At 72.7% G+C, this 21,650-nt stretch carries 19 protein-coding genes and 1 tRNA gene; 12 read left to right on the top strand and 8 right to left on the bottom strand.

Annotated features, from left to right (window positions below; all coding sequences use genetic code 11):
* Together AB0M39_RS02675 and AB0M39_RS02670 are read right to left on the bottom strand one after the other, a co-directional pair.
* Positions 1-6,126, bottom strand: coding sequence for a tetratricopeptide repeat protein (locus tag AB0M39_RS02675; protein WP_365359355.1), 6,126 nt, complete (start codon positions 6,124-6,126; stop codon positions 1-3).
* Positions 6,127-6,472: 346 nt separating this feature from the next.
* Positions 6,473-6,913, bottom strand: coding sequence for a hypothetical protein (locus AB0M39_RS02670; RefSeq protein WP_365359748.1), 441 nt, complete (start codon positions 6,911-6,913; stop codon positions 6,473-6,475).
* Positions 6,914-7,337: 424 nt separating this feature from the next.
* Here AB0M39_RS02670 and AB0M39_RS02665 point away from each other — a divergent pair, with 424 nt between their 5' ends.
* On the top strand, positions 7,338-7,787 hold the full coding sequence (locus AB0M39_RS02665) for a DUF6224 family protein (RefSeq protein WP_365359353.1): 450 nt from the start codon (positions 7,338-7,340) through the stop codon (positions 7,785-7,787).
* Between the two features lie 67 nt (positions 7,788-7,854).
* Positions 7,855-8,064 (top strand): hypothetical protein, encoded by a 210-nt coding sequence (locus tag AB0M39_RS02660; protein WP_365359351.1) that lies wholly within the window; start codon positions 7,855-7,857, stop codon positions 8,062-8,064.
* 161 nt (positions 8,065-8,225) lie between these two features.
* Here the strand turns inward: AB0M39_RS02660 and AB0M39_RS02655 are convergent, their stop codons facing one another.
* The 3 genes from AB0M39_RS02655 to AB0M39_RS02645 all read right to left on the bottom strand — a co-directional run bounded on the left by AB0M39_RS02655 (position 8,226) and on the right by AB0M39_RS02645 (position 11,810).
* Positions 8,226-10,631: an excinuclease ABC subunit UvrA gene (locus AB0M39_RS02655; RefSeq protein ID WP_365359349.1), complete on the bottom strand. Its 2,406-nt coding sequence runs from the start codon at positions 10,629-10,631 to the stop codon at positions 8,226-8,228.
* Between the two features lie 332 nt (positions 10,632-10,963).
* Positions 10,964-11,380: a VOC family protein gene (locus AB0M39_RS02650; RefSeq protein ID WP_365359347.1), complete on the bottom strand. Its 417-nt coding sequence runs from the start codon at positions 11,378-11,380 to the stop codon at positions 10,964-10,966.
* A gap of 10 nt (positions 11,381-11,390) precedes the next feature.
* On the bottom strand, positions 11,391-11,810 hold the full coding sequence (locus tag AB0M39_RS02645; protein ID WP_365359345.1) for a helix-turn-helix transcriptional regulator: 420 nt from the start codon (positions 11,808-11,810) through the stop codon (positions 11,391-11,393).
* A gap of 169 nt (positions 11,811-11,979) precedes the next feature.
* Here AB0M39_RS02645 and AB0M39_RS02640 point away from each other — a divergent pair, with 169 nt between their 5' ends.
* From AB0M39_RS02640 to AB0M39_RS02620, 5 genes are all read left to right on the top strand, one after another.
* Complete coding sequence (locus AB0M39_RS02640; protein WP_365359746.1) at positions 11,980-13,230, top strand: helix-turn-helix transcriptional regulator; 1,251 nt, start codon at positions 11,980-11,982, stop codon at positions 13,228-13,230.
* Positions 13,231-13,286: 56 nt separating this feature from the next.
* Positions 13,287-13,496, top strand: coding sequence for a hypothetical protein (locus tag AB0M39_RS02635; RefSeq protein WP_365359343.1), 210 nt, complete (start codon positions 13,287-13,289; stop codon positions 13,494-13,496).
* 157 nt (positions 13,497-13,653) lie between these two features.
* Positions 13,654-13,941 (top strand): hypothetical protein, encoded by a 288-nt coding sequence (locus AB0M39_RS02630; protein ID WP_365359341.1) that lies wholly within the window; start codon positions 13,654-13,656, stop codon positions 13,939-13,941.
* Positions 13,942-14,007: 66 nt separating this feature from the next.
* Positions 14,008-14,244: a hypothetical protein gene (locus tag AB0M39_RS02625; RefSeq protein ID WP_365359339.1), complete on the top strand. Its 237-nt coding sequence runs from the start codon at positions 14,008-14,010 to the stop codon at positions 14,242-14,244.
* A 117-nt stretch (positions 14,245-14,361) separates the two neighbouring features.
* Positions 14,362-14,949 carry an alpha/beta hydrolase gene (locus tag AB0M39_RS02620; protein WP_365359337.1) on the top strand — a complete coding sequence of 196 codons (588 nt, stop codon included), beginning with the start codon at positions 14,362-14,364 and terminating at the stop codon, positions 14,947-14,949.
* 99 nt (positions 14,950-15,048) lie between these two features.
* Here AB0M39_RS02620 and AB0M39_RS02615 read toward each other — a convergent pair.
* A tRNA-Val gene (locus AB0M39_RS02615) sits at positions 15,049-15,123 on the bottom strand.
* Positions 15,124-15,333: 210 nt separating this feature from the next.
* Between AB0M39_RS02615 and AB0M39_RS02610 the strand changes: the two genes are divergently transcribed.
* From AB0M39_RS02610 to AB0M39_RS02595, 4 genes are all read left to right on the top strand, one after another.
* Positions 15,334-16,119, top strand: a complete 786-nt coding sequence (locus AB0M39_RS02610) for a DUF4097 family beta strand repeat-containing protein (protein WP_365359335.1) — start codon at positions 15,334-15,336, stop codon at positions 16,117-16,119.
* Between the two features lie 72 nt (positions 16,120-16,191).
* Positions 16,192-17,559, top strand: a complete 1,368-nt coding sequence (locus AB0M39_RS02605) for a hypothetical protein (protein WP_365359333.1) — start codon at positions 16,192-16,194, stop codon at positions 17,557-17,559.
* A gap of 223 nt (positions 17,560-17,782) precedes the next feature.
* Complete coding sequence (locus AB0M39_RS02600) at positions 17,783-18,376, top strand: DUF4383 domain-containing protein (RefSeq protein WP_365359331.1); 594 nt, start codon at positions 17,783-17,785, stop codon at positions 18,374-18,376.
* A 105-nt stretch (positions 18,377-18,481) separates the two neighbouring features.
* A complete protein-coding gene (locus AB0M39_RS02595; RefSeq protein WP_365359329.1) occupies positions 18,482-18,703 on the top strand; it encodes a zinc ribbon domain-containing protein in 222 nt (73 codons plus the stop codon).
* Positions 18,704-18,757: 54 nt separating this feature from the next.
* On the opposite strand, the gene AB0M39_RS02590 is transcribed toward AB0M39_RS02595, so the two are convergent.
* On the bottom strand, positions 18,758-19,402 hold the full coding sequence (locus AB0M39_RS02590) for a response regulator transcription factor (protein ID WP_365359327.1): 645 nt from the start codon (positions 19,400-19,402) through the stop codon (positions 18,758-18,760).
* Positions 19,393-20,676, bottom strand: coding sequence for a histidine kinase (locus AB0M39_RS02585; RefSeq protein WP_365359325.1), 1,284 nt, complete (start codon positions 20,674-20,676; stop codon positions 19,393-19,395). The genes AB0M39_RS02590 and AB0M39_RS02585 overlap by 10 nt, the downstream gene beginning before the upstream one ends.
* Positions 20,677-20,786: 110 nt before the next feature.
* On the opposite strand from AB0M39_RS02585, the gene AB0M39_RS02580 reads away from it, so the two are divergent.
* Positions 20,787-21,449, top strand: a complete 663-nt coding sequence (locus tag AB0M39_RS02580) for a DedA family protein (protein ID WP_365359323.1) — start codon at positions 20,787-20,789, stop codon at positions 21,447-21,449.
* Positions 21,450-21,650: the final 201 nt, after the last annotated feature.

Raw genomic sequence — 21,650 nt, 5'->3', positions numbered from 1 at the left:
TCAGTCCCTTTGAGCTGCTGGTACGTCGACGGTGGCTTCGAGGTCCTGGAGTACGACGCCGTACCGCTGGTCGTACACGGTCAGTCGGATCCGATGGGCTCCTGGCTCGGCGGGAGTGAAGACGAACCCGGCGGGCGCGGCCCCCGGGGTGTACTCGGCGGCTGCGGGCTCGATGACCGCGTCGGAGCGCACCCCGGCGACGAGCAGCAGGGGGATGGCGGGGGCGGGCGGCTGCGGCCCGCCCGGCGGCGGTGTGTCGGGCGCGGTCGTGTCGGGTGTCTCGGGCACGGTCGTCTCGGGCGAATCGGGTGTCTCGGGCGCGGTCGTCTCCGCCGAATCGAGTGTCTCGGGCGTCTCCCGTGCGGGGCGCTGCTCCGGCTCGGCCTTCTCCGGCGCCTCGACGCGCTGCTCCGACGCGGCGTGCTCCACCGGCGCCGCATCGCCGCCCCCGCCCGTGGGCGGCGCCGTCCCGGAGTCCGGGCGGGCCTCCCGGACGGCCGGCTTCTCCAGGCGGACCTCGATGCGCGAGGACCGGCCGACGCGCGCGTCGTCGAGGAGGGAGACTCTCAGCGCCCGGGCCGGGCTCATGCGCTCGAACCTGCGGCGCAGGTCCGCCACTTGGGGGTGGGTCGCGCCGAAGGCGTCCTCCCAGTCGGCCAGCAGCTCCTCGCGGCGGCCGAGCCCCTCGGCGTCCTCCTCGCCCGCGGCCATGCAGGCGACCGCCAGCACCGTGCGGATCTTCAGGGTCTCGGGGTGCGCCGCGCCGAAGACGCGGGCGCGCCCGGTGCACACCGCCCGCAGCAGGGCGACCGCCGTGTGCCAGTCGCCGGCCTCGCCGTACGCGCGGGCCAGGCTCTCGACCGGCGCGGCGAAGCCCCGCAGCTGGTACGGGCGACGGGTCGCGGCGACGACGGCGGCGAGCGAGCCCTGCTCATGGACGCGCACGAGCTCCGCCACCGTGCCGGGCAGGCCCAGTCCGAGCGTGCGGGCGCGGTCGGCGAGGACGGACTCGTACGCCCCGATCGCGCCCTGCGGATCGTCCGCGTGCAGCAGCGCGTGAGCCAGCACCTCGCGGCAGGCGAGCGTATGGGGGCTGTACGGACCCCACCGCCCGGCGCTGTCGGCCACCAGGGACTCGGCGAGGCCGACGGCCGTGCTCGGCGGGCCCGTCTCCGCGCGGACCAGGGCGTGCGCCGCCCTGGCCTCCAGGGTGAAGGGGTGGGCGGCGCCGTGGAGACGGGCGCAGTCGCCGGCGAGTTCCTCCAGCTGGGCGACCGCCCGCCGGTGGTCCTTGGCCATCCGGTAGGCGAGGGCGACGTCCTTGCGGTCGTCCAGGACGTCCAGGTGCTCGGGCCCGTGGATCCGCAGCCGGTCGTCCAGCAGCCCCTCGAAGTCCGCCACCGCCTGCGCGTGCAGCCCCGCCAGCATCCGCGTCCTGGCCAGCGCGGCCCGGCTGTTGAGCGTGGAGTGGTGGTCCGCGCCCAGCACCCGTGCGCGGTCCGCGAGCACCGACAGAAGGTCCTCGACGGCCCCGCGGAAGTCGCCGCGCCAGCGCCGGTCGAGCGCCCGCTCGTGCCGCGTCCACAGCGTGTCCGGGTGGTCCGCTCCCTGCACCCTGACCCGGTCGCGCACCAGCGTCTCGCGCACCTCGAAGGCGCGTGCGTGGTCGCACGCCTCGCGGTAGCTCCGGGCGAGGTCCTCGCGGGCGTTGAGGGCGGACACATGGTCCGGTCCGTCGAGCCGGTCGCGGTCGACGGTCAGCTCGCGGTAGAGCCGGATCGCGCGCTCGTGGTCGCCCGCCTCCCGCAGGGCGAGCGCGAGGTTGGCGCGCGCGACCAGCGCGGCCGGATGGCCGGCGCCCTGCACCCGGGTCCGGTCGGCGAGCAGCGCCTCGAGGCCGGGCACCGCCTTCGCGTGCTCCCCCGCCAACTGCCGTACGTGGTAGAGCTTGTTGCGGCAGGCCAGCGTCTCGGTGTGGTCCGCGCCCCGGATCCGGGCGTTGTCCTCGACGAGCGTCTCGTACAGCTCCGCGGCCCGCTCCAGGTCCCAGGCCCGCTGACAGGCGTACGCGAGCCAGAACCTGGCGTCCAGGGCGTCGGCGTGCTCGGGGCCGTGGATCCGCGTGGTGTCCCGGACGAGGTCCTCGCGCATGGCGACCGCGCGCCGGTCGTCGCCCGCGTCCTGGCAGGCGAACGCCTGGCTCGAGCGGGCGAGGAGCACCGCCCAGTGGTCGGCGCCCTGCACCCGGATCTGGTCGGCGATCAGCGCGTCGAAGTCGGCGATGGCACGCCGGAACTGGCCCGCGGCCCTGCGGGTGCGCGCCAGGCCGCTGCGGCAGCCCAGCGTCTCCGCGTGGTCGTCGCCGTTGACCCGGGCGAAGTCGCGGATCAGCCGCTCGTAGTGGCGCACGGCCTGCCGGTGCCGCCCGGCCCCCGCCAGTGTGTGGGCGAGCCAGTAGCGGGTGTTCAGCGTCTGCGGATGGTCGCCGCCGAAGACCCTCGTACGGTCCTGGACCAGCTCCTCGAACAGCTCGACCGCCCGCGCGTGGGCGTCCGCGTACTGGCATACGTACGCGAGCTGCCAGCGGCTGTTCAGCGTCTGCGGATGGTCCCCGCCGAGCACCCTCGTACGGTCCCCGACCAGCTCCTCGGCCACCCGCATCGCCTGACGGTGCTCCAGCGCGGCCCGGTGCGCGTCGGCCAGCCCCCAGCGTGTGGCGAGCGTGTCCGGATGGTCGGCGCCCAGCAGCCGGGTCCGGTCGGCGAGCAGCGCCTCGAAGCCCGCGACCGCCTCCCGGCACCGGCCCGTCAGCCGCAGTCCGCCGGCGATCGACCCGCGGGTGGTGAGCGTGTCGGGGTGGTCGTGCCCCTGGAGCCGCACCCGGTCGCGGAGCAGCTCCTCGTACAGGTCGAGGGAGCGCTGGTCGTCTCCGGCGTCCCGGCAGGCGTACGCCAGGTTCGCGCGGGCGTGGAGCGTGGAGGGATGCTCGGCGCCCTGCGTCCGGACCCGGTCCGCCAGCAGCGTCTCCAGCTCGGCGACCGCCGTGCGGTAGTCGCCCGCCTCCTGCCGGGTGAAGGCGAGGTTGTTCCGGCTGCCGTACGTCTCGGGATGGTCCGCGCCCCACACCCGTACGTCGTCGGCGATCAGCTCCTCGAAGAGCCGGACGGCCCGCCGTCGGTCGCCCGCCTCGCGGCAGGCGAGCGCCAGCCAGAACCGGGTTCTCAGCGTCTGCTGATGGTCGGCGCCCAGCGCGCTCGCGCGATCGCGGGCGAGCCGCTCGAACAGCGCGATCGCCCGCCGGTGCTCGCCGGCCTCGTTGTAGGTGCGGGCGATGGACCAGCGGGTGTCGAGCGTCTGCGGGTGGTTGCGGCCCTGGATCCGGGAGCGGTCGCGGATCAGCTCGCCGTAGAGCCGGATCGCGCGCCGGTGCTCCCCGGCCTCGCTGTAGGCGTAGGCGAGGTTCTCCCGGGCGACGAGCGTGGACCGGTGCTCGGCGCCCTGCACCCGGGCCCGGTCGGCCAGCAGCGCCTCGAACGCGACGACCGCCGCCGCGTGCTCCCCCGCCGACTGGCGTGAATAGGCCAGGCCGTTGCGGAAGCTCAGCGTCTCGGGGTGGTCCGCGCCCCGCACCCGCACGGCGTCGGCGATCAGCTCCTCGAAGAGCCGGATGGCCCGCCGTCGGTCGCCCGCGTCGCGGCAGGCGACGGCCAGCTCCTCGCGGGTGTCGAGCGTGTCCGGGTGGTCGGGCCCCATCACCCGGCCGTAGTCGGCCGCGAGCTCCTCGAACTCCCGCACGGAGACGGCGAGCTCCCCGGCGGCGCCCCGCGCGTAGGCGAGGTCTCCGCGGCAGCGCAGCACGTCGGGGTGGTCCGCGCCCTGGATCCGGACCCGGTCGGCGAGGACCTCCTCCAGCAGTCCGACGGCCTGCCGGTGCTCGCCCGCGACGCGGTGGGCGTCGGCCAGCCAGCCGCGGCTGGTGAGGGTGTCGGGGTGCTCGGCGCCCAGCACCCGGGCGCGGTCGGCGACGGCCTGCGCGTACAGCTCGATCGCCAGCCGGTGGTCCCCGGCGACCCGGTGGGCGTACGCGAGTCCGTTGCGGCTGCTCAGCGTGTCGGGGTGCTCGGGGCCCAGCACGCGCGTGCAGTCGGCGACCACCCGCTCGTACTCCCGCACGGCGCGCCGGTGCTCCCCGGCGAGCTGGAGCGCGTACGCGAGGCCGCTGCGGCTGCGCAGGGTGTCCGAGTGGTCGGGGCCGAGGACGCGGCCGCGGTCCGCGACGACCGTCTCGAACTCCCGCACCGCACGGCTGCTGTGGCCCGCCTTCCGGTAGGCGTGGGCGAGGCGGTCACGGCTGGCGAGGGTGGAGGGGTGGTCGCCGCCGAACACGCGCATCCGGTCGAGGAAGACGTCGTGGCAGAGGGAGACCGCCTTGGCGGGCTCGCCGGCCTTGCTGTGCAGTTCGGCGAGGAGGTCCCGGCTGTCGAGGGTGTCGGGGTGCTCCACGCCGAGCAGCTCGGTCTGGCCGTGGACCACGGCGTCGAGGAGCGGGATGGCGAGCATCCGCTGGTCGCGTACGACGAGTTCGTCGGCGGCGCGGCGGTAGAGGGAGACGACGTCGGGGTGCGGGCTGCGGGAGGGGCCCGCGGCGGCGAGGGACTGGATGTGCGGGAGGAGGGACTGCAGAAGGCGCTGGGTCTCGGGGCCGGGGGCGGGGGTGGGGGCGGGGCCGGGGGTGGGGCTTGCGGCGGGGTCCTTGGCGGGGTGGCCGCTCGGGCCCGTGAAGCTGCTCCGTGACTCCGTGGAGCTGTCCCGTGGCTCCGGCTCGCCGGAAGCGGCCTCCGACTCCGCTTCGGTCTCCGCTTCCGACTCGGCCCTCGCGCGCAGGGTCTGGGCCATCGCGCGCTCGGCGTCCACGTGCAGCCGACGGGCAGGAGTCGCTCCGCCTCCGCCTGTATCGCCGCTTTCGCCGCCGTCGCCGCCCGCGTCCCCGCTGCCGCGCAGCACCGCCTGGAGCAGCCGGTGGACGGTGACCGTCTGCGGGCCGAGCGTGATCATGTTGTAGTCCGCGAGCAGCCCCAGCGCCGCGTCGACGTCGCCCGGCCGCTGCGACAGCGGGTGCAGTACCTCGCACGGCAGCGCCTCGGGGGCGTACCACGCGAGCACCCGTAAGAGCCGGACGGCGAAGGGGTCGCGCCGCAGGACCGAGGCGAGCGTGGTCTGCCAGATGCGGGCGATGGTCCGGGTGGTGTCCGTGCCGTCGGCCGCCGCGCCGAGCGCGGCGTCCGGGGTCGTGCGCAGCAGGGTCCGGTACGCGGAGAAGGAGGTGCCCGTCTCCCGCAGATACGCGCCCGCCTGTGCCAGCGCCAGCGGCAGCCGCCCCAGGTCGGCGGCGAGCTCGGTCGCGTGCCGCAGCTCGGCGAGCTGAGGGGCCCGCCCGGGCAGCGCGACCCGGCAGAGCAGGTCGGCGGCGGTGTCCGGGGACAGCACGTCGAGCCGGACCAGCTCGGTGCCGGTGTGCCAGCCGGTCGCCCGGCGGCTGGTGACCAGTTGGTGGCCGCGTCCGAAGAGCTTGCCCACGTACGGATTGACGTGGTTGGGATCCTCGGCGTTGTCGTAGACGAGCAGCCAGCCGGTGTGCTCGTGCAGCCAGGCGAGGGCCCACTGGCTCTGCTCCTTCGGCGTGGCGCCGAGCGCCCAGCGCGGGTGCAGGAAGACGGCGAGGTCGGCGAAGGCGGAGCCGATCTGCTCCTCGGTCTCTGCGGTGATCCACCACACCAGGGAGTAGTCGTCGCGCCGCGCCCACGCGTAGTGGAGGGCCAGCGAAGTCTTGCCGACGCCGCCGAGGCCGTGCACGGCCGTGGCCTGGGTGATCACTCCGCCGCCCGCGGTCAGCACGTTCTCGATGGACGCCAGGGCGTGCTTCCGGCCGACGAAGACGTCGGTGGCGGTCGTGGGCAGGTTGTTCATCCCTGCGGGGGCGGAGATCTGCGGAATGCTGGCCAGCGCGTCGGCCGGCACGACGGTCGTGTGCTCCTCGGTGTGCGGATTCCCGCCGCCGTCGGCCGCCGCGGGCATCCGCCGCTCGGCGAACGCCTCCTGCTCCTGAACCCCCGCGTCACGCGGCACACGGAGTTCCTCGGAAAGAATCATGCTTCGGCGCCCCCGATCCCCGCAGCTTCCCCCGACAGCACTGCTGAACCAGTCAACGCGCCCCCGGTGTCCGCCGTTCCAACCGCCCGTCAACGGTAGTGCGCCCAGCACGGATTGTCACTGATCGAAGCACCCGCGCCCCCGCGGGCACCTCCAGCCCCGTGGGGGTCCCCCGGAAGAAGTCTGGGGGAGTTTGAGGCGACACGCGACCGGCGATTTCAGCCCCGTGGGGGTCCCCCCGGACGAAGTCTGGGGGAGATTGAGGCGCGGGGTCCGGGGCGGAGCCCCGCAAGGCCCCGCACATCCCCGCCCCGCAACCCGTCTACGCCGCGTGCCGCGACGCGTCCTTCTTCGGGTGGTCCGTGCAGAGCGCCCAGACGACGAAGACGTCGATGGCGATCGAGATGATCGCCCACACCGGCTGGTACGGCAGCCAGAGGAAGTTGGCGATGATCATGAACGACGCGAGCGTGATGCCCACCACCCGGGCCCAGTCCGCGCCCTTGAGGATGCCCAGGCCGGTGAAGACCAGGAGCACACCGAGGATGAGGTGGATCCAGCCCCAGGCCGTGAGGTCGAACTTGTAGACGTAGTCGCCGAGACGGGCGTAGACGTCGTCCTTGGCTATCGCGGTGATGCCCAGGAGGATGCCGAGGATGCCGTTCACCAGCAGCAGCACGCCGGCGAACATGGTGCCGCCGCTTGCCGCGATCGAGGCGCCGCCTGCGGGCTTGGAATCCCGCGGTGCGCCGGGCGTGCCCATGGCTTGAGTCACGGGAGGCTCCTAGAGTCGAGTGCTCAGGTCGGTCCCCCCGAGCCTCCGCCGGGGTCGCCGGCGCGACCACTTGCCCGCGTCCATTCGGGTGACGCGCCAGGCGGCGTCAGGGGCCAGCCGAGAAACCGGGGTCGGCCGATCGCCGCTGCGCCCCGCCCCCGTAAGGCACCCGGTGCGTTCGAACCGCCATTGGGCACGCAGCACGCCCACGAACGCCGTCGGGCACGCCGCACGCCCTCGCCGCACGCCCAATCGCCCCCTGTGATGCGAGCGCTGGTGGTGCGGCGCCGCGAAGTGCGCCCCCTTGAGCGCTCGTTACCGCAGATCGCGTCCGTTCAGCCGCACGCCCTTCGCCTCGGCTGCCAGACTGTGATCGCTGCGAGCCCCGCCCATCGGAAGGGAATCGGTGCGCATGGACGGCGAGTACACCAAGCCGTACACCACGGACGAAGTGCTGCACGGCATCGCGCTCATCCAGGCCCATCTCGCGGAGGACACCGACGCCATCGCCGCCCTGCACGGAGACGACGAGGATCCGCAGGCGGCGCACGAGATAGCGCGTGCCTTGTTCGCGCTGACGCACATCGTCGTCTACGGAGCGATCATTCCGCAGATGTGGGTCATCAAGAAGGATCTCTCGTACGGCCACACCAGCCATGTGCCCGAGCTCAGCCTCGCCCTGCTCATGGTCGAGCGGATCGAGCACCGCCTGGAGCTCGCCGACGAGCATCCCGTCGTCAACGCGCTGTCCATGGGCGATGTGATGGGGCTGATCGTGCGCTGCGCCGGGACCGACATGGACGACGTCCCGGCCTTCCTGGACACCGTCCGCGAACGGACGCTCCGCTCCATCGAGGCCTGACGGCGGGGCGGCCGACAACGGGCGGCAACGGGCGGCTCAGGCCCGCCGCCGCCGATACAGTCCGGGCATGACCCGGCATCCGGAACGTGCCCCCGAGACCGCGGCGACGACGGGAACCGAGATCACCAGCACGGACTGCCAGCAGTGCGGCACCCAGGTCTACGGGATCGACGGCCGGTACGCCTGTCCGTCCTGCGGGTGGGTGAACCACTGGAGCGAAGGCCACAACTGGCTGCCCACGGAGTCGGAGGCCGCGCAGCCCGCCGAGCGGGCCTGAGCGAGACCGCCCAGCGGGGCGAGCTCCCGCAGCTGAGAGAGCTCGCCCCACGGTAGACGCGGTGTGCGCGGTGTACGCGATGTACGCGATGTACGCGGTGTACGCCGTCGACGCGAAGTGCACGGTGTACGCGGTGTACACGGCGTACGCGACCGCCTCCGTCAGGCGCCGACGTACGCCGCGAGGTGCTCCCCGGTGAGGGTGGAGCGGTCGGCGACCAGCTTCGCGGGCGTGCCCTCGAAGACGACCTTGCCGCCGTCGTGGCCGGCGCCGGGGCCGAGGTCGATGATCCAGTCGGCGTGCGCCATGACCGCCTGGTGGTGCTCGATGACGATCACGGACTTGCCCGAGTCGACGAGCCGGTCGAGCAGCCCGAGCAGCTGCTCGACGTCGGCGAGGTGGAGGCCGGTGGTCGGCTCGTCGAGGACGTACACACCGCCCTTGTCGCCCATGTGAGTGGCCAGCTTGAGGCGCTGCCGCTCGCCGCCGGACAGGGTGGTAAGCGGCTGGCCGAGGGTGAGGTAGCCGAGTCCGACGTCGGCGAGCCGATCGAGGATCTTGTGCGCGGCCGGCGTGGCCGCCTCGCCCCCGCCGAAGAACTCCTCGGCCTCCGTCACCGACATCGCGAGCACCTCGCTGATGTCGCGGCCGCCGAAGCGGTACTCCAGCACCTCCGCCTGGAACCGCTTCCCCTCGCAGTCCTCGCAGGGGGTGGCGACGCCCGCCATCATCGCGAGGTCGGTGTAGATGACCCCGGCGCCGTTGCAGGTGGGGCACGCGCCCTCGGAGTTGGCGCTGAACAGCGCCGGCTTGACGCCGTTGGCCTTCGCGAAGGCCTTGCGGATCGGGTCGAGCAGACCGGTGTACGTCGCCGGGTTGCTCCGCCGCGAGCCGCGGATCGGCGTCTGGTCGACCGACACCACGGCCTCGCCGGCGGCCCCCGACTGGTGTGGCAGTGACCCGTGCACCAGGGAGCTCTTGCCGGAGCCCGCGACACCGGTGATCACGACGAGCGCGCCGAGCGGGATGTCGACGTCGACGTCGCGCAGGTTGTTCGCCGTCGCGCCGCGGATCTCCAGCGCGCCGGAGGGCGTGCGCACCGTCTCCTTGAGGGCGGCCCGGTCGTCGAGATGACGGCCGGTGATCGTGTCGCCGGCCCGCAGCCCCTCGACCGTGCCCTCGAAGCAGACGGTTCCGCCCGCGGTGCCGGCGCCGGGTCCGAGGTCGACGACGTGGTCGGCGATCGCGATCGCCTCGGGCTTGTGCTCCACGACGAGCACCGTGTTGCCCTTGTCGCGCAGCCGCAGCAGCAGGTCGTTCATCCGCTGGATGTCGTGGGGGTGCAGACCGATGGTCGGCTCGTCGAAGACATAGGTGACGTCGGTGAGCGAGGAGCCGAGGTGGCGGATCATCTTGACGCGCTGCGCCTCGCCGCCCGACAGCGAGCCCGCGGGCCGGTCGAGCGAGAGGTAGCCGAGGCCGATCTCCACGAACGAGTCGAGGGTCCGCTGGAGCGCCGCGAGCAGCGGGGCCACCGACGGCTCCTTGAGGCCGCGGACCCATTCGGCGAGGTCCCTGATCTCCATCGCGCAGGCGTCGGCGATGCTGATCCGCTTGATCTTCGACGTACGGGCGCCTTCGCTCAGGCGGGTGCCGTCGCACTCGGGGCAGGTGGTGAAGGTGACCGCCCGCTCCACGAACGCCCGGATGTGCGGCTGCATCGCCTCCTTGTCCTTGGACAGGAAGGACTTCTGGATCTTCGGGATCAGCCCCTCGTAGGTGAGGTTGACGCCGTTGACCTTGACCTTGGTCGGCTCGCGGTAGAGGAAGTCCTGCATCTCCTTCTTGGTGAACCGGCGGATCGGCTTGTTCGGGTCGAGGAACCCCGACTCGGCGTAGATCCCCACGGTCCACACGTTGTCCGACTTCCAGCCGGGGATGGTGAACGCGCCCTCCGCGATGGACTTGGAGTCGTCGTAGAGCTGTGTGAGGTCGATGTCGGAGACCTTGCCCCGGCCCTCGCAGCGTGTGCACATGCCGCCGGTGCGGTTGTAGGTCGCCTTCACGGTCCTGGTCTTGGCGTCGCCGCGTTCGACGGTGATCCCGCCGCTCGCCCGGACCGTGGCGGTGTTGAAGGAGTACGCGCTGGGCGGCCCGATGTGGGGCTTGCCGAGCCGGCTGAAGAGGATGCGCAGCATCGCGTTGGCGTCGGTCGCGGTGCCGACGGTGGAGCGCGGGTCGGCGCCCATCCGCTGCTGGTCGACGGTGATCACCGTGGTCAGACCGTCGAGCACGTCGACCTCGGGGCGGGCGAGCGTCGGCATGAAGCCCTGGACGAAGCTGCTGTACGTCTCGTTGATCAGCCGCTGCGACTCCGCGGCGATGGTGTTGAACACCAGCGAGCTCTTGCCCGAGCCGGAGACGCCGGTGAACACCGTCAGCCGGCGCTTCGGGATCTCGATGCTGACGTCCTTGAGGTTGTTCTCGCGGGCGCCGTGCACGCGGATCAGGTCGTGGCTGTCGGCGGCGTGCGGCGCAGGCGACTGCGTGTCCGTTCTCTTAGCCATGGCTCGTCGTGTCTCCATCTGTGAGGCGGGGGCCGCTTTCGCGGGACCCGTCGGTGTCGCCTGTCGCGATCTGACCAGGTTCGAGCAGCAGTACGGCTGATTCTTGTTCGTCGACGCGATCGCGGCAACGGATTCGCTGCCAGCGGACCGGGCAATTGTTCGGGCCGCTGATCGGGCCGCTGATCGGGCGGCTGAGTGATCTCGTGCTCGGCGGGGCCGTCCGCGCGGCTCGAACCCGTCCGACCGGCCCCGCCCCGGTGGCGCTCGGCTCAAGAGCCAAGGCGGCCAGGCCACTTGGGCCTACGGCGCCGGGTGCGACGGGCCGCCAGGGCTCACTGCTTGCGGGGCTGGGCGAAGCGCAGCATGTTGCCGGCGGGGTCGCGGAAGGCGCAGTCGCGGACGCCGTAAGGCTGGTCGATCGGCTCCTGCAGCACGTCGCCGCCCGCGGCGCGGACGCGCTCGAAGACAGCGTCGCAGTCGTCGGTCCGGAAGATGACGCCGCGCAGCAGGCCCTTCGCCAGCAGTTCCGTCATGGTCTGCCGGTCGGCGGCCGAGGCGTTCGGGTCCGCGAGCGGCGGCTCGAGGACGATCTCCACATCGGGCTGCGACGGCGACCCGACGGTCACCCAGCGCATGCCCTCGAACCCGACGTCGTTGCGCACCTCCAGCCCGAGGACGTCCCGGTAGAAGGCGAGGGCCTTGTCATGGTCGTCGACGGCGATGAAGCACTGCGAAAGGTTGATGTCCATGCGTTTCACGCTACGGGCGGGGGGCTGGTTGTGCTTCTCCATTCCTGACCGGCCGGGTGTGGATCTTGGCGATGCAGGCGGGGACGGCGGCGCCCTCGTCATGGGGGCGGGCCCGGTAGGCGCTCGGGCTCTCGCCGACCAGCTCGGTGAAGCGCGAGCTGAACGACCCCAGCGACGTACAGCCGACCTCGAAGCAGACCTCGGTCACCGTCAGATCGCCCCGCCGCAGCAGCGCCTTGGCCCGCTCGATGCGGCGCGTCATCAGGTAGCTGTACGGCGTCTCTCCGTAGGCGGCCCGGAAGCTGCGGGAGAAGTGCCCCGGCGACATGAGAGCGACACGAGCCAGCGCGGGAACGTCGAGCGGCTCCGCGTACGCGCGGTCCATCAGGTCGCGGGCCCGGCGCAGCCGGACGAGGTCCTCCAAGGTCACACCCCCACCATCGCACGCGCTATGCGTCTACGGCAGGCGTCGCACCGGCCTCCCCCCTTGCGGGCTCGCGGGCAGGGGGGCGCACTCGTGGTTCGTGAGTGGCTCACATGAAAAAGGCCCGCCCCATACCCTGACAGTGACGAGCTGCACACAGTAGAGGGGCATGGCCGTGTCACCTGACGCTACCCCGGATCCGTACGCCGACCCGCTGGTGTTCGGCCAGCGTCTGCAGATCCTCCGCACCCGTAAGGGCATGACCCGCGACCAGCTCGGCGGCCTCATGGGCCTGTCCGGCTCCTGGGTGAAGGGCGTCGAGACCGGCCGGCTGAAGACGCCGAAGCTGGAGGTCGTCCTGCGGCTGGCCGAGCTGCTGCGGGTACGGAACCTCGCGGACCTCACCGGCGACCAGAGCGTGCGCATCGACCTGTTCACCGGCCCCGGACACCCGCGGCTCGCCGCCGTAAAGGCAGCGGTCGACGCGTTTCCGCTCGACCCGAGCACGGAAGCGCCGCCGCTGGCGCACCTGGAGCACCGGCTCGCCCGTGCGTGGGGCGCCCGGCACACCGCGCCGAACCACAGAGAGGTCGTGGGCGCGCTGCTGCCCGACCTGATCCGTGACGCGCAGCTGGCGGTACGGCAGGCGCAGCAGGCCGCGAACGCCCCGGCGGCGCAGGCGATCCTCAGCGAGGTGTACTCGCTCGCCCAGTTCTTCGTCGCGTACCAGCCGGACGCCGCACTGCTGTGGCGGGTCGCCGAACGGGGCATGGTCGCAGCCCAGATGTCCGAGGACCCGCACGCCCTCGGCGTGGCGGCGTGGCTGGCGGCACAAGCCCACCGGGACTCCGGCCACGGCCACTTCGACGCTGCGGACACCGTCAACCTGCAGACCCTCGCCTATCTGGAACCGCTGCTTCCGGATGCCGACGACGAGGTCCTGGCCATCGCCGGGGCGCTCACCTTCGAGGCCGGGTACACCGCCGCCCGCCGCGGAGAGACCGGCGCCGCCTGGCGGTACTGGGACCAGGCGCGCGCCATGGCCGATCGGCTCCCGGCCGGCTACTACCACCCGGTGACGTCGTTCTCCCGGGCCGTCATGGGCGCGCACGCGGTCACGATCGCGGTGGAGTTGCACGCCGGCGGGGAGAGTGTGCGGCAGGCGGCGGCGTCGGATGCCATGACGATCCCGTCCCGGCCCCGGCGGGCACGGCACCGGATCGAGGAGGCGCGCGGCTACCAGCTGGACGGCCAGCCCGATGTCGCGCTGGCGACGCTGGCGCAGGCACACGAGGCGGCGCCCGAGACGGTCCAGTACAACGGGTACGCGAAGAGGATCGTGCTGGAAGAGGCCGAGTCGAAGAGCCCGGGTCGACGTCGCCGTGCGTCGGAGCTCGCGGTGAAGCTGGGCATGCTCGCCGCGTAGCCGAGGGGGCACAATCTGTGTCCATGGTGCCCGGGGCCCGGCCCTACGGTCAGGCCATGGACTCGCAAACCCACCCCTCGGGGGCCTCCGACGCGGGGCTGTCCCAGTGGTGCGACTGGCATGAGGACTGGTCCGGTTCGGCCAGGGAAGTACGGTCGATCGACCGCACCTCGGGCCCGCCCTTCCCGCTGCGGGCGTGCGCCCCGTGCCGCAAGCGGCACGCTCTCGTCGCGGCTGCCGACGCGCTGCAAGGGGCCGCGACATGACGCCGTACACCTCCCCGCGCCGCGTGGCCATCCCCTGCTACTGCTGGGTCAAGAAGCCCGGCACGGATACGCGCTGCAACCGGGAGCCGGGGCACACAGGCCCGCACTCCAACCGCATCTCGCGTGTCGAGTGGCCCAACCGTGGACCGGAGCCGCAATGAGCCGAGCCGTCGTCAAGCTGGCCGACTGGACGCTGAGCGTCGACCGGACCCCCGGCGCGTCCGCCCCCATTTTCGAGCTCGAATGCACCCGTTGCCACGAGGGATCCGGCGCGAGCGACGACAAGGGCGCCCCGGAGGAATGGGCCCTCAGGCACACGGGCCGGCACCCCGACCACCGCGGCTACCGGTCCGTGACGACCGCGTTCTTCCGCGTCCAACCCGCCCCCGGCAACCCGCTCTACGAGACCGGGGCGAGAATGGTTCCGGACACGCCGGTCATATGACCCGTCGGGGTGAAGTCGAGCCGCCGGCTCCGCCGTTGCGGCCCGCCTCGATAGCCTGCGCGCGAGATGACCGAATTCGCAGACGAGGCCCGCACCCGCACAGCGCACCTGCTGCGCATGGCCCGGACCGACGACGAACGCGTCCGCGCCCGCATCGTGCGCTACGCGGCCAGCACCCCGGACCCGCCGCTCATGGGCCCGCACGGCATCCACACGACCGGATGCCCCCTCTGCCGGCACACCATGTGGCTGCAGCGCGACCTATGGGTCTGCTCTTCCTGCGGCCACATGGAAGATCAGTGAACTGCCCGCGCTGCCGCAGGCCCATGCGCGACAGGGTGCCGGGCCGGCGACCGAACGGCAGATCGTCCATCTGACCGGGCGCCAGTCATGCGATCACCTGACTAGTAGCCTGCGGCCATGCCCGACCCCTCCCCTTTCACGGTCCCCACCCGGTTCGACGGTGACCCCGACCGTGTCGCAGTCGTCGCTCCAGGCGTCGGCTACTCGCCCGCCAGGCCGCTGCTGCACTTCGCTCGTGAGGTGCTCCTCCAACACGGCTGGACGGTCCAAGAGCTGTGGTGGCAGGTCCCGGACGACTTCTCGCAGCTCACCGTGGACGACCGGATCGCGTGGGTGGAGCGGCACGTCGCCCAGGCCGTCGACGCCGAGGCAGGGGCCTGTCGCCTTCTCGTCGGCAAGTCTTTGGGCTCGCTCGCCTGCGGCATCGCGGCTGATCGGAACATCGCGGCAGCCTGGCTCACCCCGGTCCTGACCATCGACCATGTGGCCCGTGCTCTCCAGCGAGCCGAAGCGCCGACCCTCCTCATCGGCGGCAGCGCCGACAAGCTGTGGGATGCGCGGGTCGCCGAGTCCCTACGGCACGACGTCCTGGAGGTTCCCTCCGCGGATCACGGTCTGGAGCTCGCGGACGACGCCGCGGGATCCGTTGACGTACTGCGGCACGTCGTCTCACGGCTGGACCGCTTCATCGGCTCTCTCGGCTGAAGACAGGATCGCCCGGACAGTGGCAGCCATAGGACAGGAAAAGCCCCTCGGCCATGATCGACCGAGGGGCTGAGCAGGCTCTCACCTGCTGCTTCCTACTGGTGGGCGCGGACGGTTTCGAACCGCCGACATCTGCTTTGTAAGAGCAGCGCTCTACCCCTGAGCTACGCACCCGTGGATGAGAGAACAGCGTACATGGCCCACTGGGCCGCCCCGCAAACCCGTTCCGAGCCGAGGCCCCGCCGAAGCCGCGCCCGGCGCCCGTCCCCGTCGCGATGCGGGGGTTAGCCCCACCCAGGACACGGTGGCCGACCGCATCGAAGGGGTGGCCCCCCGGCTTCTACGCTGAGGCCGTCAGCTCGACTACCTGGGGGAACGCCCGTCATGGCCGCACTGCGCACCGCCCGTACCGACCGCCTCCGCACGCTTGTCGCCGCCGCGGGGGTCGTCGTCGCCGCCCTCGGGGTCAGCGGGTGCGGGAGCGCCGACGCCGAGGACGCGCCCGTCGAGAACAAGGCGTTTCCGCTGGCCGGGAAGGCGCTCGTCATCGACTCCGACAACTCCCGGCTGGAGCTCGTGGCCGCCGACGTGAAAGAGGTGGAGGTGACCCGGCAGGTCGACGGGTGGGTGTTCTTCGGGGAGGGGCCCGACCCCGTGTGGAAGATGGAGGGCGAGACCCTCACCCTGCGGGTCGAGTGCGACGCCGTCGCCAGCGACTGCGAGTCGCGGCACACCGTGAAGGTGCCGCGCGGGGTCGCGGTGACCGTGAAGGACGACAACGGGAGCGTCACCGCCACCGGGTTCGACACCGATCTCAAGATCCGTTCCGACAACGGCGCGGTGACCGTACGGGACTCCAGCGGGGACCTGGAGCTCGCCAGCGACAACGGGAAGATCGCCACCGAGCGCGTCTCCGCCAAGACCGTGACCGCTGCGTCCGACAACGGGGCCGTCGAGCTCCGGCTCGCCGCGGTGCCGGACCGGGTCGAGAGCGTCAGCGACAACGGGGAGATCGAGATCGAGCTGCCCGCGGCCGGGGCGCCGTACGCCGTCACCGCCAAGAGCGACAACGGGAGCGTGGACGTCGACGTGCCCACCGACAAGAGCAGCGCGCACATCGTCAACGCGCGCAGCGACAACGGCGAAGTCGTGGTGCGAAGCGCGAACTAACCGGCCTGTGTGTTCGTCATTACCTGGTGGGACAATGAACCGGGCAAGGGCGACACGGCACGGGAGAGGGATGTGACGGCGACACACGCGCGGCCGCACGCAAGAGCGAAAGCGAGTGCCGTCCGCGACGTCCTCGCCCTGATGCTGCTGCCGGCGCCGCTCGTCGCCCTGGCGCTCGCGGGCTCGTTCGCCGGCGGGGGCACCCGGCGCTGGTTCGGCGGGCGCGGCGAGAGCCAGCGGGCCGACGCCCAGGCCGCCAAGGACGACGCCGCCGCTGCCTTCTACGAGCTGGACACCGCCCAGCGCGACCTGCGGATCTCGATAGAGACGATCTCGGCCGTCGACAGCTCGCCGGGCGCCCGCCGGGCCGTCGACGACTTCGCCGCTCTGGGGCGCCGGATCGACGAGGTCAGCCATGCGTACATCACCGCCGTCGACGCGCACGATCTCGACCGCGACGACCTCGACGCCTCCGTCGCCTCGCGGGCGCGCGGCGAGCTGACGCGGGCCAAGGACGAGCTCGTACGGGTCAAGGGGGAGCTGGACCGGTTCGCCCAGGGGCTCGGGCCGCTGCTCGACAAGGCGGAGACGCAGCTCGCCCGGCTCGCGCCCGCCGTGGAGCGGGCGCGACAGGCGCTCCTTTCCGCGAGCAATGCTCTCGATTCAGCGCGGGGCTCTGGACTGCGAGCGGACGATCTCGCCGCCCGGCTCGCCGCCCTCGGGCCCGAGCTGACCAAGCTCAACCAAGGCGCGGGCCAGCACGGCGTCGCCGAGACCCTTCAGCGCGCCGACCGCGTGCTGCGCGACGCCGAGGGCGTACGGGCCGAGGCCGAGCGGCTGCCCGAGCGCGCCGCGGAGACCGACAAGCGCCTGGTGTCGCTCCGTACCCGCGCCCAGGCCCTCACCAACCGCGCCGAGTCCGTCGAGCCCGTCCTCAGCGAGCTGCGGCGCCGTTTCTCCGCCGCCTGCTGGCAGGATCTCCAGCCCGTCCCCGAGCAGGCCGCGCTCAGCGTCCGCCAGGCCGAGGAGAAGCTCCGGGAGGCCGGCAAGGCCCGCGACGAGCAGCGGTGGGCGGACGCCACGGCCCTGCTCTCCACCGTGCGCGCGCTGCTCAACGCCACCGACGAGGCCGTCTCCGCCGCCGGCGACCGCCTCCAGCGGCTCAACGCCGTGTCGAAGGACCCGCAGCAGGAGATCGAGCGGACCCGCTTCGCCGTCCGGGACGCCCAGCGCCTCGCCATGACGGGCCGCAGCACCCCCGACCCGCGCCATGCGCGCCCGCTGGACGACTCCGTGGCCCGGCTGGACCGGGCCGTCGCCTCGCTCGAGGGGCGTCACCCCGACTACTGGCACTTCCTCACCGAGGCCGAGGCGGTCCGGCGCACGGCCGCCCGGGTCGTCGAGCAGATCCGCGAGGATCGCGGCGCGGGGCACCACTAGCGGAGCCCCGCGAGCAGCCGAGCCCAGCCCCGCGAGTGGCCGGGCCCCGCGAGGCCCGGCTGCTGAGACCCGCGCCCGCACCCGAGCACTCGGCCGCCCGAGGCCCAGCCCGTACCCGCGCGCCCGGATCGCCCCTTTCGCCCCGGTCTCCCCTGGTTCCCCTCGGGCGAATTCTGGGACTATGGGTGGTACGTAAGCGGAGTAGGTACAAAGGAGGCCGGACATGGCCACACAAGTACTGCATCCCAAGACCCACCGCACCAAGCTCGACGAGCATCTGCCCGTCGACCACCATCTCAGCCGCGTCTACCGCATCGGCGCGGGCCTGATGGGCCTGGTGCTGGTCGCCTTCGGCATCCTCGGCCTGACCGGCAACATCGGCTTCTTCGACCGCCAGGGCGACACGGTCGCGGGACTCAGCACCAACGGCGCACTGAGCGTGCTCTCCATCTGCGTGGGAGCGCTGCTGTTCGTCGGCATGGTCGTCGGCGGCAACTTCGCCTCGACGCTGAACATGGTTCTGGGCGTCGCCTTCATCCTCAGCGGCTTCGTCAACCTCGCCCTGCTGGACTCGAGCTTCAACCCCCTCGCCTTCGAGATCCAGAACGTGCTGTTCAGCTTTGTCGTCGGCGTGATGCTGATGTTCTTCGGCATGTACGGAAGAGTCAGCGCGACGCTGCCCCACGACAATCCGTACTGGAAGACCCGTCACCCCGACGAGGCCGCGCAGGAGGCCGCCCATGAGCGGCGGCCGCTGCAGCCCGGGGCGGGGAGCCCCGAGCAGCGGAGCCTGGAGCAGCAGCCCCCGAGCGGCTGAGGCGCACGGCTCCGGCGGCGACGGCCGCCGCCGTCGGCGTCCGTGCCTCCGCCGGCCCGTGCCGACGGCTGCCGCCGTCCGCGTCCATGCCGCTAACCTGTGCCAATGCCCCGTTACGAATACCGCTGCCGCAGCTGCGACGACACCTTCGAGGTCAGTCGCCCGATGGCCGAGTCCTCCGCGCCCGCCAGCTGCCCCTCCGGACACGAGGACACCGTCAAGCTGCTCTCCGCCGTGGCCGTCGGCGGGACCGCCTCCGCGGGAGCCGCGGCGCCCGCGAGCGGCGGCGGAGGCGGCGGGTGCTGTGGCGGCGGCTGCTGCGGCTAGGCCGGGTCCCGCGGCTGGATCCGGTCCCGCGGCTCGCGCGAATGAGTCCAGGGCTCAGCTGCCGAGATAGCGCAGGACCGCCAGCACCCGGCGGGAGTACCCCGTCGTGCCCGTCAGCTCGAGCTTCTCAAAGATCGCGTTGATGTGCTTCTCGACGGCGCTCTGCGACACGTGCAGCCGGGCCGCGATGGCCGCGTTCGTATGCCCCTGCGCCATCTCGCCGAGCACGTCCCGCTCCCGCGCGGTCAGCCGCGACAGCGGATCGGCGCGCGTGCTGCGGGCGAGGAGCTGCCGTACGACGTCGGGGTCGAAGGCCGCCCGGCCCTGCCCGACCCGCTCCAGCGCGTCGAGGAACTCGTCCACCTGGACCACCCGGTCCTTCAGGAGGTAGCCGACGCCCTCGGAGTCCGAGGTCAGCAGCTCGGTGGCGTACCGCTTCTCGACGTACTGCGACAGCACCAGCACGCCCACCCGCGGCCAGCGGCGGTGGATCTCCAGGGCGGCGCGCAGGCCTTCGTCGGTGTGGGTCGGCGGCATCCGTACGTCCGCGACCACCACGTCCGGCTGCTCGGCCGCGACCGCCGCCACCAGCTGCTCGCCGTCGCCGACCGCCGCCAGCACCTCATGGCCCTCCTCGGCGAGCAGCCGCAGCAGCCCCTCCCGCAGCAGGGTCGAGTCCTCGGCCAGGATTACGCGCACGGCAGCTCCGCAGTGATCACAGTGGGTCCGCCGGCCGGGCTGTGCACCCCGAACCGGCCGTCGAGGGCGGCGACCCTGCTCGCCAGCCCGGTGAGTCCGCCGCCCGCGGGGTCCGCGCCGCCCGTGCCGTCGTCCTCGACGCGCAGGCGCAGCGAATCGCCCGCAGCCCGGCTCAGGGTCACGTCGATGCGGGTGGCCCCCGAGTGCTTGACCACGTTGGTGACGGCTTCCGAGACGACGAAGTACGCGACCGTCTCGACCTGTCTGGTCGGCTCGCCCGCCACCGCGTACGCCAGCCGCACCGGAAGCGGCGTGCGATCGGCGACGGTCTCCAGGGCGGCGCGCAGGCCCGCCTCGTCCAGCACGGTCGGGTAGACGCGCCAGGCCACGTCGCGCAGTTCGGCGAGGGCGCGGCGGCTCTCCTCGTGGGCCTGGAGCAGGAGTTGGTCGGCGCGCTCCGGATCGCGGCTGCGGCGGGCGCGGCCGAGCAGCATGCCGAGGGCGACCAGGCGCTGCTGGACTCCGTCGTGCAAGTCCCGTTCGATGCGGCGGCGTTCGCCGGTGACGGCGTCCATGACCTCGGAGCGGCTGGCGGCCAGCTCCACGATCCGCCGCTCCAGTTCGTCCTGGTGGCTGGGGCCGAGGAGATGGCGCGCCAACTGCCCTTCCAGGACGGCGACTCCGAAGACTCCCTGGACGGCGAGGAAGAGGAGGAAGAGGCCGGCGAGACTGCCGAGAACGACCTCGCCGGGGTGGAGGAGGTCGGTGATCGCCCAGGCGTAGAGGAAGAACGTGCCGTACCCGACGCCGAGGACGATGCAGACCAGGACGACCGCGCCGAGCGCGCCGAGCGGCCAGCGGGCGGCGAGATAGCGCAGGGCGCGGGTGTTCCGGGCCCCGCCGCGGAGGTCGCGGGCGTCGTGGTCGGCGCGGGTTCCGGTGTCGGTGCCGGTGCCGGTGTCGGTGCCGGTGTCGGTGTCGGTGTCGGTGCCGGTGTCGGTGTCGGCGCCGAGGGCGTCGCTGCGGGCGTCGGCGTACGTAGCGGAGATCCGCACCCCCAGGAAGCGGGCGAGCCTGCGCCGTTCGGCGTCCGCGAGGCGGGCGGCGGCCGGGCTCAGCGAGCGCAGCAGGGCGCGCCGGCCGCGCGGCCAGGCCAGCACGAGCAGTAGGGCGAGGCCCGCGCCCAGCGTGAACAGGGCCTCCACGACGGCGGTGAGAGCGCCGAAGGCGAGTCCCGCCGCGTACCGCGTTCCCCGCACGGCCAGTTCCTTCATGATCGGCCACGCTAGCCGCTGGGGCCCGCCCCGCACACTGCGGAAAACCGCAGGACATCGTGCGGCGGCCTTCAGGGTGGCTTCAGCCTCGGTTTCCTAGCGTGGGCGCCATGGACCACGTCACCGCAGGCAGCCCGGCCCGCGCCATGGCCGACAGCAGCGCACCGGGCTGGATCGACAGCCTCATGGACACCCTCGGCGCGCCGGGCGCGGGCATCGCCATCGCCCTGGAGAACCTCTTTCCGCCGCTGCCCAGCGAGGTGATCCTGCCGCTGGCGGGATTCGCCGCCAGCACCGGGCAGATGAACCTGCTCGCCGCGCTGCTGTGGACGACGGCGGGCTCGGTGATCGGCGCGCTCGCGCTGTACGGAGTCGGGGCGCTGCTCGGCCGGGACCGCACCGTCGCCATCGCGGCCCGGCTGCCGCTGGTGAAGGTCGCGGACATCGAACGAACGGAGGCGTGGTTCGCCCGGCACGGCGCGAAGGCGGTGTTCTTCGGGCGGATGATCCCGATCTTCCGCTCGCTGATCTCCGTGCCGGCGGGCGTGGAACGCATGCCGCTGCCCGTGTTCCTGGTGCTGACGGCGCTGGGCAGCGCGATATGGAACACAGCCTTCGTGATGGCCGGTTACGCGCTCGGCGAGAGGTGGGACGAGGTGTCCGGGTACGTCTCCGCCTACTCGAAGGTCGTGCTGATCGCAGCGGTCTTGGCGGTACTGGGCTTCGTGGCGATGCGGGTGCTCAAGCGGGGCACGGGGGTGCGGCGGGGGTGAAGATGGCGCGGGGGCGGTGCCGCCTGGCCTGGCAGGGTGAGCCCGGTGCGGGAGCCCGGCACGGCTGGCCCGGCACGCCTGGCCTGGCGGGGTGAGCCCGGCACGGGGGCCGGCGCGGCTGATCCCAGTGCGGGAGCCTGGCGGCACCTGGCCCGGCGGGCCTGGCCCGGCACGGCTGCCCGGTGCGGGAGGCCCGGCACG

Source organism: Streptomyces sp. NPDC051907 (genome assembly GCF_040681075.1).
Classification (GTDB): domain Bacteria; phylum Actinomycetota; class Actinomycetes; order Streptomycetales; family Streptomycetaceae; genus Streptomyces.
Note: the sequence above shows the minus strand (reverse complement) of the source record. Positions and strands in the feature narration are given on the sequence as shown.